Genomic DNA, 11736 nt, shown 5'->3' with positions numbered 1-11736 from the left:
AATCTTGTTTAAAATGATAATATAGTACAATAAATAATATTTGATTATTAGTTTCTTATTAAGTATCTTAAAATATATTAATTTAAATTTAATAAATAAGGTATCATATGAAAATTTTTATTATATTATTTACTATTATAGTCTCTATAACATGAGCTTATGCTACTAATAATTTAAACTCACATATAGCTTATTGTGATAATATACAAGTAGAACAACAAGAAGATTTGGTAATACAAAAATTGGTTAAACTATTTGTGATTGAAATGAATTGTATTAATTAGCGGCTGTTTACAACAATGGGATGTGCAAGATAATCGAGTAAAATATTCAATTGCTTGGCAAGAACAATGTGGACTTGTAATTTATGGTCAGTATCAACTAGAAGACAATGGTAGAGGTTCTACTTTCGTATATGAACGCTCTAAAAATTCCGTATGTTGTTGGCTGCTTGGATATGAATATAATAAAGCGTTTGTAATATGTTCATCTAATGATGTTAAAAACTAATATTTACTTACTAACTTTTACGAATTCTTTAAATAATTCTAAATCTACTCCATTATCGTTAAGATATTCAGGATGCCATTGAACGCCGATAACAAATTTATGTTTCGTTGATTCAATGGCTTCAATTATACCGTCTTCTGCTTTTGCAGATACGATAAGATCATTACCAAGTTGTTTAGCAGCCTGGTGATGAGTCGAATTAACCATAGTTTGTAGCTGATTATTAGCTATTTTAGCAAGTTTAGTATTTGCTTCTATATTAATTGCATGCGAAACGATGTTTTTAGGCGAAGGTTGTATATGATTAATTACAGTTTCAATATAATCAGGAATATGTTTAATAAGCGTACCCTTAAAAATAACGTTTAATAACTGCATACCTCGGCATATTCCTAAAACCGGAATATCTCTCTCTAATGCTTTCTTTAAAACTAATATCTCAAAATTATCACGTTCTTCATTGGAAACTACTACATTTTCGGTGTATTCCGGCTCATAAAATTTAGGATGTATGTCCTCATCACCGCCTGGTATTACAACACCATCAACAAGTTCCATAAGCTGATTTATTGTATCACTTTGATAAGGTAATAATAGCGGTACACCGCCGGCTGCAATAATCGCATCGGTATAGTTTCTTCGCAAGGCATACCATGGAAAAGCAGCGTAAGTATATTTTTCACAATTTTGAGCTAAATCAGGTGTAACACCTATTATCGGTTTTTTATACATTTTATTATCGTTTTATTATTTTTCTGTCAGCTATGTCATTCTTCATAGTACTGAACAGTTCATAAAGATCCCATCATTGCGAGCCAGAATTTATGCTGACGTGGCAATCTCAGGAGTTTTTTTTATATTATCTTATGAGATTGCCGCATCGTTGCTAACGCAACTCCTCGTAATGGTGACTTGGCATCCACGCAGCAAAGCCACTATTACCTCTCAATATGCGGTGGTGTTTCAAAAGTATGGAACGGCGGTGGTGAGGTAAGTGTCCACTCTAATGTGTCTGCTCCTTCTCCCCAGGGATTGTTGGGACAATCTTTGCCGTATTTTAGCGTATAGAAAACGATAAATACAAAATAAAGGGCAGCAAACATAGAAATACCTGCTCCTATCGATGAAACCATGTTCCAGCCGGCGAAAGCTTCAGGATAGTCGGGTATTCTTCTTGGCATGCCCGCAAGACCTAAGAAATGCTGCGGGAAGAAAGTTAAATTAACGCCTATAAAGGTAATCCAAAAATGAATTTTGCCTAAAATGTCCGGATATTGTTTACCAGATATTTTGCCAAACCAATAATAAAAGCCTGCAAATGCCGTAAATAAAGCACCGAGCGACATCGTATAATGGAAATGTGCAACAACATAATATGTATCGTGCAAAACTCTATCAAGTGCCGAATTTGATAGGATTATGCCGGTTACGCCGCCGATCGTGAATAATATAATAAATCCTATCGAAAATAGCATAGGAGTTGGAAATGTAATCGAACCACCCCACATAGTCGCTATCCAGCTAAATATTTTAATACCCGTCGGAACTGCTATAATCATCGTTCCGGCAGTGAAATATATAAGTGCATTATAAGAAAGCCCAACAGTAAACATATGATGAGCCCATACGATAAATCCAACAAAGCCTATTATTACCATAGCCCCGACCATACCTTGATAGCCGAATATAGGTTTGCGTGAAAAAGTTGAAATAACTTGACTTATTATACCAAAGCCTGGAAGTATTACGATATATACTTCAGGATGACCGAAAAACCAAAATAGATGCTGAAATAATACAGGATCACCGCCGCCGTCAGGCTTAAAGAAAGTAGTCCCAAAATTACGATCTGTAAGTAGCATAGTAATAGCTCCACCAAGTACCGGCATAGCAAGAATTATTAGAAATGCGGTAACTAAAATAGACCAAACGAATAACGGCATCTTGAAAAGTCCCATTCCCGGAGCTCTCATATTAAAGATAGTAACGATTAAGTTAATTGATCCAAGGATTGAAGATAGACCGGTTAAATGTAAACTGAAAATAGCCATATCAACGGCTGCACCGGGGTGACCACTTAAATTACTTAAAGGAGGGTAGAGCGTCCAGCCCGTTCCCGGCCCACCGTCAACAAAAGCTGATCCCATGAGTAAAAGAAAAGCAGGAACTAGTAGCCAAAAACTGATATTGTTAAGGCGTGGAAATGCCATATCGGGAGCCCCTATTAACAGAGGTACGAAATAGTTACCAAAGCCACCGAACAAAGCCGGCATAATCATAAAGAATACCATAATAACCGCATGTGCTGTGATAAGCACGTTATATAGCTGGAAATCATGATTTAAGAAAGTGCCGCCGGGCATTGCAAGTTCTAACCTAAAAAGTAGTGAGAACAAACCTCCGACAATTCCAGCAAAAACGGCAAATATAATATACATAATGCCGATATCTTTGTGATTGGTAGAAAAAAGCCATCGCCTCCAACCGTGTGGGGTGTGGTGGTCATCGTGATAAATTTCGGTAGTAGTTATATCCATAATTATTATTTTGCCTGTTTTAATTTTTCGATATCTGTGCCAACAATTGCCGGAGTATTCCGAGTGATTTTATCATAATCTCAATCCCACCATTTAATTTCAAGTAATTGCTCAACTATCTCATCAGGAAATCTATAGTGTACTATCTTTGCAGGATTACCGGCAACAATACTATACTATACGGTGGTACATCTTTAGCTACTACTGAGCAAGCACCGATAATTGCTCCGTCACCTATATTAACTCCGGGCAAAATGGTAGAGTTTGTACCAAGCCATACATCATTTCCTATAACGGTGTCTCTTTTTTTGTCAGGTGAAGGCGTGTAATTATTCCAATTTTCAAAAATAAAGAAAGGATAAGTAGAAAAGCCGTCCATAGGATGATTCATATCATCGGTTATAAAACTAGTAGTACCCCATAGCAATAGCACAAAATTTTCCTATAATCAATTTAACAAAATAAGCTCCTCTAACATTTTTATATTCAAATTTCTCAGGGTGATTAGCGTCATTGTAATAAGTGTAATCTCCGACTATTATATTTGGATTATGGATAAAATGTTTTAAAAATATCGTTTCTTTCGCTTGTTTAGGAAAAAGATGGGGATAAGGGTTATTGTGGTTAGTCATATATTAAAAATTTAAAGTAATAGTTTTAGTTTATAAAATACTTTCTTTATAAATTACCATGCTTCTTTACCTGCTGAATCATCAATACTTAATAATTTCTTGATGGAATCGGTTATATCGTTTAGTAATTTATCTAGTTCAGATATTTTTGTATTATAATTGTCCATAGAACTTCTAAATATAATTAGTTAGTTGCCAATTTTGTCTTCTTGCCATTCATAGCCGTCTTATTCTTGCTTGCAATCCAATTGTTAAAATCCTCTTTACTTACTACTTCTATAGCAATCGGCATGAAGCCGTGATGGATACCGCATAGTTCGGAGCATTGCCCGTAATATACGCCTTTTTTAGCCACTCTTGTCCAGGTTTCGTTTATTCTGCCTGGGACTGCATCTATTTTAAACCCAAGTGATGGAACGGCAAAACTATGTATTACGTCACCTGCGGTAATGAGAAACCTTACGGTAGCATTTTCAGGGATAACAATTCGATTATCAACATCTAATAATCTTTTTTGGTTAGGTTTTAAATTCTCATCAGAGATTATTACGCTATCAAATTCTAAATTATCATGATCAGGATATATATAATGCCAATACCATTGATAACCTACTACTTTAATAGTTAAATCCGTTTCGGGTATTTTTTCGGCATGATGCAATATTTTAAAAGACGGCACTGCAATAATAACTAAAATTATTATAGGTATTACAGTCCAAATTATTTCTATTAAAACATTATGTGAAAATTTTGCCGGTACGGGATTATTTTTTGCATTAAATCTGATGCATACAAAGCCAAGTAATCCGGCAACAAATAAAACAATAGCTGTTGAGATATAAAGCAGAAAATTATGAAAATGATGTAATTCTTCCATAATCGGACTTGCCGGCGGTTGGAATGTTACTTGCCAAGGTAACGGCTCGGAAGCAAAGCAATTACTACTAATAATCAAAAAACAAATTAAAGCAATAGACATCTTTCCAAATTTCGCTTTTGGAGGTAATTTATACGTCGATCCGGTACTCGAATCCTCACGTACGCTTTTGTACGCTGCGGTTCGAGGGGAAGTGTCTCCTTTAAATTCCTCTCTATAAGTTGGTTTGGAAAGATGTCTAATAATATTTTTCATAGCACATATAAAGTTATTTATATTTAATATAAATGGATATACAGTTTTATTAAAGTAAAAATCGATAAATTTTTGTAAAAACTACATATTTTTAATAATATTTGAGCTAGAAAGTGTACCTATATTAGGATGTTGCAGTAAGTCAATAACTTCTATTACTTTCGCATTTATTAATTTTGCTTGAATTGATTTATTTATTAACTGAGGATCGTGCTTTGTTACGGCGATTACAGAAGGACAAATATTTTGCACTAACCGAGCGTAATCATTAAAATCTTTTAGTTTAGGTAATATAAGTACTTTATCAACAAATGTGAAAGAACTTAAAATTTTTGCTCGTTGTAATTGATTATGGATAGGTTGACGTTTTTTATATTTAATAATTGTTTCATCCGGTTCTAAAGCAACGATTAAGTATTTACCGTGTTTTTTAGCTTTGCGTAGAAATTCTATATGACCGTAATGTAATAAATCAAAACAACCGCCTACTAGAACTATTTCACTATTTATAGGACAGTTTTTATTTAAAGAAATATTCTCATAATATTCTATTTTGGGTAATTTGATAGTATTATGGCTAGATGAGCAGGACATAAGATTTATAAAAATTAATAAAAATAGGAAAAGTCTAGGCATAGTATTTATCTATATAAGTTAATGAAAATTAACTTATATAAAAAATTAAATTTTAATCAATAAAAAACTAATAAGACAGAAATAAAGCAAAATTTTACAATTTTCTATTGTAATTTGTTTGTATATAGGTCATAGTTATTATTAGTAATGAAAAATTGATTCAAATAATCTTCAGAGCAATTTTAATGAATGATACCGCACTATCTTATGATTTTAATGGCATATTACCATCATCTTTTATTAGTGCACGTCTCAGGAAAATCCTCACCTCTGCCTCCTTATTATTATTTATAGGATTAGTTGTTTTTGTCTCTTTTGCCGTTAATAATTATGTTAACGACACTTTATCCATAACTTTAGTACAACCTGATAGTAGTGAAGAAGAAACAATTTCATTTAAAGAAGTAGTAGTAAAAAAAGGCGATACTATAAAGTCAATTTTGATAGAACAACATATCCCTAAAAATGAAATAGACAAAATTGTAAGTTTAATAAAAGAGGGGAAATTATCTTCTGCTCTTAAAATAGGGCAGCAAATTACTTTTGAATATGAAACAAAAATTACCGAAAACGAGGATGAAGATTTAACCTCAGAGGTAGCATTCTTAAATAAAATCGTTATAATTATCGATAAGCTAAAAACTATTGAAGTAATTAGAGAAGGTGATAATTTTAAAGTTGAAGAAATTGTAGTACCTTTAAGTAAAAAAGTCGCTAAATCGTCGGTAAGTATTGAAGCAAATTTTATGTCAGCTCTTAAAAAACTGGGCTTATCGAATAACAGTATAATAGAGCTGATTAATGCTTATGCTTATCAAATCGATTTTCAGCGTCAAATAAAAAGCGGTGATACTGCAATCGTAATAACGGAAAAATACGTGACAGAAGACGGTAAATTTTCCCACCACGGTAAAATTCTATATGTTTCATTAAATCTTTCAGGGAAAGAATATAATATATATCGTTATTCTCATGACAATAACACAAATAATCATGCATTTTTTTCCGAAGATGGTAAAAGCGTAAAAAGAAGCTTACTTAAAACTCCGCTAAAAGTTATAAAAGTTTCTTCACATTACGGTAATAGAAAGCATCCGATACTCGGTTATACTAAAATGCATAAGGGGGTTGACTTTGCAGCTCCAACCGGTACGCCTATATATGCCGCAGGAAACGGAGTTATAACAGAAATAGGTTGGAAGTCGGGTTATGGAAAATTTATTCAGGTAAAACATAGCGGTACGCTATCTACTGCTTATGCGCATGCTTCAAATTTTGCAAAAAATTTAAAAGTGGGAAGTATCGTAAAACAAGGACAAATCATCGCATATGTCGGAAGTACCGGCAGAGCTACAGCTCCACATTTACATTATGAAGTTAAAATTGATGGCAAACATGTTAATCCTATGTCAGTTAAAACAACACCGGGTATAGAATTAAGCGGAAAAAGTTTAGAGAAATTTAAACAATTTAAAAAAGAAATAAAAACTTTAAATGTTAAGCTTGATAAGGAATTGCAAGCTGATAAAGCAGCCACAGTTTCATTGTAGAGTGAATCCTTGTCATACCGTAATCAACTTGGTGTTGTACGACTCTTATGTCATTCCCGCGAAAGCGGGAATCTAGTAAAATCTATAAAAAACTTGTTTTGTATAGGTTTATTTTATCAAATATATAATTTTGTATTAATATTAAGGTTGTTTTTTCTGGATTCCCGCTTTCGCGGGAATGACATTTACAATTATGCTCCCACTACTAAAAAAACTATATCTCACATTTGCTCGTAGTAGTCGTATAATAATAACCTTAGTGATTATTGATCAGTTAAGTAAATGGTGGTTTATTGATAATTTGAGATGGAAGCCTGGCTTAATGCTTAAGGTTACTTCTTTCTTAAATATGGTTTATACTTGGAATTACGGTATTAGCTTTGGTCTAATGCGTGAATATTATCAATATAGCAATGCTATTTTCTTAATAACGAACACGATTATTGTCTGTTATTTATATTATTTGATGATACGTTCAAAAACGATCGGAAGCTTTGCCGGTTATAGCTTTGTAATCGGTGGAGCTGTTGGTAATCTAATTGATAGATTTTTTAGAGGAGCCGTTTTTGACTTCATCCATTTTCATTATCAGAATTATAGCTTCCCCGTATTTAATTTAGCTGATTGCTTTATTACAATAGGAGTAATTATCTTAATAGAAGATTATTATAGTACTAAAAAAGTTATTGAAGAAAAGGCTAAAGGGAATTATAATAATGCTAAAATTGAAGCTATAGCTGAAAAAATTCGTAATACCGATAAGGGTGGTAACGATAAAATAGACTCCTTGCAAAATTAAACTTATAGAGAGGAATTTGAAGAAAACACGGAACGCAGAACCGTAACGTAGTAGACCTACGTGAGGATTCGAGTACCGGATTGACGTACAAATTACCTCTAGAAGTTCATTTTGCAAGGAGTCTATTATAATTTTAATTTATAGGTGTTTAAGTGAAAAAGATTTTTTTATTATTTACTGTTTTATTAATTACTTCTGCTTGTAGTAAAAAGTTAAAAGAAACCGTAGGTATATCAACAGCTGGACCTAATGAGTATCAAGTACAGCGTGCTAAAGCACTAGAAGTTCCGCCTCATTATTATTTACCTGATCCTGGGCATAGCAAAACAACTTACAGTAATGTAAAAGGACAAGGTGAATTTAATGAAGGTGAACAAGCATTAATGCAGGACATGAATTAGTATACTCGATCAACTTCAAAAAGAGCAAGGGGTTTACAAGTCGAGGAGCGGAGCGTATACTTAATACGTGAGCATCGCAGATCTTGTAAAACGATGTAGCCAATTTTTGAAGTTGATCGAGTATACCTGTTCTTGAATACTAAGACTACAATGTTCTTTCAAATTAATTCATGAATTCTCATACAAAACAAAAAATAGGTGTTTTTGGGCTTGGTAAAACCGGTATATCGGTTTACGAGGAATTGCAAAATAAATATGATGTAATTGTTTATGATGATTTAAAAGCAAATAGAGATATATTTGAAGAATTATATAGTAAAACCGCTATCGCTGCTTTATCTGATTCAAGATGGCAAAATTTAGATACAATTGTTTTAAGTCCTGGAATTCCTTTAACGCATGAGATAGTCAATATTGCAAAAAATTTTAATATTCCAATCACTTCCGATATAGACTTATTATTTGCAAAATCAAAAAACTTAAAATTTATAGCTATAACCGGTACAAATGGTAAAAGTACTACTACTGCTTTAATAAGCCATATCTTAAATAGTAGCGGTTTAGACTATCCGGTTGCCGGTAATATTGGAGTTTCTGCTTTGCAAGCTAAAGCAAGTAAGGATGGATATGTACTTGAATTGTCTTCTTTTCAGCTAGATCTAGTAAAAACCTTTACAGCTAAAATAGCCGTGCTTCTTAATATAACTCCTGACCATTTAGATAGACATCAGGATATGACCTGCTATATTGCAGCAAAATCTAAGATCTTTGATCGAATGGATCAAGAGAGTTATGCGGTAATTAATATCGATAATGATTATTGTCGTGAAGTCTTTATAAAATTGCAGCAAGAGCAGCGTATAAAGCTAATTCCTTTTTCGGTTACTAAAATTCTTGAAAACGGTATTTCGGTAGTTGATGATAAAATTAGCGATAATTTTTTTGATGATATAAGTTTTGAATTACAGCGTAATTCAGAAAGTTTTAGACAAGATGAATTTCAAGGTGAGCCTGCGGAGCGTATAAAAATACGTGAACACAGGCGAGATCTGCAAAATTTGCTTGTATCAAGCTTTATGCATTATGCTGTTGTACCTTTTAATAAAAACCTGCAAGGAGTTCATAATTGTGAGAATATTGCAGCAAGTTATGCAGTAGCTAAAATAATAGAAGTAGAACCTAAAAAAATACTTGAATCTATAAGTAGTTTTCAAAGTTTACCTCATAGAATGCAATATATAGGTAGTATAAATAATATAAGTTTTTACAATGATAGTAAAGCAACAAATGCCATATCTGCCATGCAATCAATTAAAGCACTCGATAATATTTACTGGCTTGCGGGAGGAATCCCTAAAGAGGGTGGTATTGAGGAAATAAAGCCTTATTTCAGTCAAATTAAGAAAGCTTATTTTTATGGTCAAGCTAAAGAAATATTTGCAAATACTGCTAAGAATATAGTAGATTTTGTAATATGTGATAATCTTGAGCAGGCTTTCGATCTTGCTTATAAGGATGCAGTAGGTGATAACTCGGAGGTAAAAAATATCTTGTTAGCACCTAGTTGTAGCTCATATGATCAGTTTAAAAATTTTGAAGAGCGTGGCGAGTTGTTTATAAAATTGTGTAATATCCTGTCACCCCGTGGCTTGACCACGGGGTCTAGTTAAAAATACTAAATAATATTAGTATTTTTTATTGTTTTTCTGGATACCGTGGTCAAGTCACGGGGTGACATCGAGGGTGTTTCCCAATCCATGCAATAACATTATAAATATAGCCATAATTGAATAACTATAGTATGAATAACGAAATATCTAATAACTTTATAAAATTATGGTGGCGTAGTACCGATAGGCAAATAATAATTTCTTTAATTATCTTATTTGCTTTTAGTCTAATGCTTGTTACTACCTCAGGTTCAGCAGTAGCAAGTAGAATAGGTCTTGAAGAAAGTTATTTTGCATCTAGACAAATATTTTATTTAGCTGCCGCTTCAGGACTTATATTATTATTTTCATGTCTTAATAAAAAATGGTTAAGGCGTTTTGCAATAGTTGGATTTATTGCTAGTATAGTTTTATTAATAGTAGTTAAATTTTTTGGCTATGAAGTAAAAGGCGCAGTGCGATGGATTGATATTCTAGGTCTATCTATTCAACCTTCGGAATTTATCAAACCGTTTTTTGCAGTTGTTACGGGCTGGATATTATCGCTAAAATTTAATGATGATTTTCCAAGTTTTACGATTTGTGTAATACTTTATTCTATTGTTGCTATTCTCTTAATTATTCAGCCGGATTTTGGAATGCTTGTAATGATTACGGCAGTTTTCGGTATTCAACTGTTTATTGCGGGTATGCCGATATTTTGGATTGTTTTAGCCGGTTTTTTAGGAATGATGGGAGTAACTATTGCTTATTTTTGGTTACCGCACGTAACGCAAAGAATTAATTCGTTTTTAGATCCAGATAGTAGCGAGAATTATCAAGTTAGTAAGTCTCTTAAGGCTTTTGAGTATGGCGGGTTATATGGACGAGGTCCAGGGGAAGGGGCAGTAAAGCAGGTACTACCCGACTCGCATACGGATTTTATTTTTGCTGTAGCAGGTGAGGAGTTTGGAGCTATTATTTGCCTTATTGTTATAGGTATATTTGCTTTTATAGTATTAAGAAGTCTTATTAAGTTATTAAACGAAACAGATAAATTTATACAATTCGCTGCTAGTGGTATAATTGCACAATTAGGGCTTCAGGCAATAATTAATATGGGCGTGACTTTACATTTACTTCCTACTAAAGGTATGACATTACCGTTTATTAGTTACGGTGGTTCTTCAACGCTTGCAATAGCTATCGCTACCGGCATGCTTCTTGGCTTTACAAGACACCGAACGCCGTTAGATTCGTACAAAATTCGTAATATTGAAATATGAAAAAAATCATTTTGGTAGCAGGAGGGACGGGGGGACATTTTTTCCCGGCAGTTGCTCTTGGAGAAGAATTAATCAAACGTGGCTATGAAGTTCATTTTATTACTGATTTAAGATGCAAACAATATATAAAGCAGGATATGAAAGTAATTTTTCATATCCTAGATTTAAAACGCTCAGGTAATATTTTCTTGTTTTTACCTAGGTTATCAATTGCAGTTTTAAAGGCTATTAAATTATTATATAATATGAAGTCTTCCGTCACTGTAGGGTTTGGCGGTTATCCTGTTATAGCTCCAATGTTTGCGGCAATTTTTTTAAGAGTACCGATTATAATTCATGAACAGAATTCTTACCTTGGAAAAGTTAATAAATTTTTTGCAAGCTTTGCTAAAAAGATAGCTATTTCTTATGAAACAATAAAAAATTTACCGGAATTTGCAAAAAGTAAAATAGTAGTTACCGGTGGGGTAGTTAGAGAGAATATTAGGGAATTAAAGGTTATAGAAATGTCGTCCCGTGGGGTTTGAACCGGGGGCAAAAAAAGATTATAAAAAAAAAAAGGACCCCCGGTCAATCCACCGAAAATTAAAAATTTTTAAAAAAT

General features: G+C 33.1%; 10 protein-coding genes and 2 pseudogenes. 7 read left to right on the top strand and 5 right to left on the bottom strand.

Features of this window, described 5'->3' with window-relative positions; all coding sequences use genetic code 11:
- The first annotated feature begins 306 nt into the window (after positions 1–306).
- On the top strand, positions 307–510 hold the full coding sequence (locus AB4K15_RS02525; RefSeq protein ID WP_500224340.1) for a hypothetical protein: 204 nt from the start codon (positions 307–309) through the stop codon (positions 508–510).
- 3 nt (positions 511–513) lie between these two features.
- Here AB4K15_RS02525 and AB4K15_RS02520 read toward each other — a convergent pair whose 3' ends face one another.
- From AB4K15_RS02520 to AB4K15_RS02500, 5 genes and pseudogenes are all read right to left on the bottom strand, one after another.
- Positions 514–1242 (bottom strand): gamma-glutamyl-gamma-aminobutyrate hydrolase family protein, encoded by a 729-nt coding sequence (locus AB4K15_RS02520; RefSeq protein WP_032074168.1) that lies wholly within the window; start codon positions 1240–1242, stop codon positions 514–516.
- Between the two features lie 206 nt (positions 1243–1448).
- Positions 1449–3047 carry a cytochrome c oxidase subunit I gene (ctaD, locus tag AB4K15_RS02515; RefSeq protein ID WP_032074169.1) on the bottom strand — a complete coding sequence of 533 codons (1599 nt, stop codon included), beginning with the start codon at positions 3045–3047 and terminating at the stop codon, positions 1449–1451.
- 5 nt (positions 3048–3052) lie between these two features.
- Positions 3053–3679, bottom strand: a pseudogene (locus tag AB4K15_RS02510) (CatB-related O-acetyltransferase).
- 184 nt (positions 3680–3863) lie between these two features.
- Positions 3864–4811 carry a cytochrome c oxidase subunit II gene (gene coxB, locus AB4K15_RS02505; RefSeq protein ID WP_032074170.1) on the bottom strand — a complete coding sequence of 316 codons (948 nt, stop codon included), beginning with the start codon at positions 4809–4811 and terminating at the stop codon, positions 3864–3866.
- Positions 4812–4892: 81 nt separating this feature from the next.
- Positions 4893–5405, bottom strand: coding sequence for an FAD synthase family protein (locus AB4K15_RS02500; protein ID WP_500224333.1), 513 nt, complete (start codon positions 5403–5405; stop codon positions 4893–4895).
- Between the two features lie 227 nt (positions 5406–5632).
- On the opposite strand from AB4K15_RS02500, the gene AB4K15_RS02495 reads away from it, so the two are divergent.
- The 6 genes and pseudogenes from AB4K15_RS02495 to AB4K15_RS02470 form a co-directional block, all read left to right on the top strand.
- Positions 5633–6997 (top strand): peptidoglycan DD-metalloendopeptidase family protein, encoded by a 1365-nt coding sequence (locus tag AB4K15_RS02495; protein ID WP_032074172.1) that lies wholly within the window; start codon positions 5633–5635, stop codon positions 6995–6997.
- Between the two features lie 193 nt (positions 6998–7190).
- Positions 7191–7796, top strand: coding sequence for a signal peptidase II (lspA, locus tag AB4K15_RS02490; RefSeq protein WP_032074173.1), 606 nt, complete (start codon positions 7191–7193; stop codon positions 7794–7796).
- 152 nt (positions 7797–7948) lie between these two features.
- A complete protein-coding gene (locus AB4K15_RS02485; RefSeq protein WP_014365878.1) occupies positions 7949–8197 on the top strand; it encodes a DUF3035 domain-containing protein in 249 nt (82 codons plus the stop codon).
- A gap of 170 nt (positions 8198–8367) precedes the next feature.
- A complete protein-coding gene (murD, locus tag AB4K15_RS02480) occupies positions 8368–9867 on the top strand; it encodes a UDP-N-acetylmuramoyl-L-alanine--D-glutamate ligase (RefSeq protein ID WP_032074174.1) in 1500 nt (499 codons plus the stop codon).
- A gap of 131 nt (positions 9868–9998) precedes the next feature.
- Positions 9999–11132 (top strand): putative lipid II flippase FtsW, encoded by a 1134-nt coding sequence (gene ftsW, locus AB4K15_RS02475; protein ID WP_032074175.1) that lies wholly within the window; start codon positions 9999–10001, stop codon positions 11130–11132.
- Positions 11129–11626, top strand: a pseudogene (locus tag AB4K15_RS02470) (glycosyltransferase); the annotation flags it as partial. The gene ftsW and the pseudogene AB4K15_RS02470, both read left to right, overlap by 4 nt.
- Between the last annotated feature and the right edge of the window lie 110 nt (positions 11627–11736).

The organism is Rickettsia aeschlimannii (assembly GCF_047973405.1).
Lineage (GTDB): Bacteria > Pseudomonadota > Alphaproteobacteria > Rickettsiales > Rickettsiaceae > Rickettsia > Rickettsia rickettsii.
This window is presented reverse-complemented; position numbering and strand designations above follow the sequence as displayed.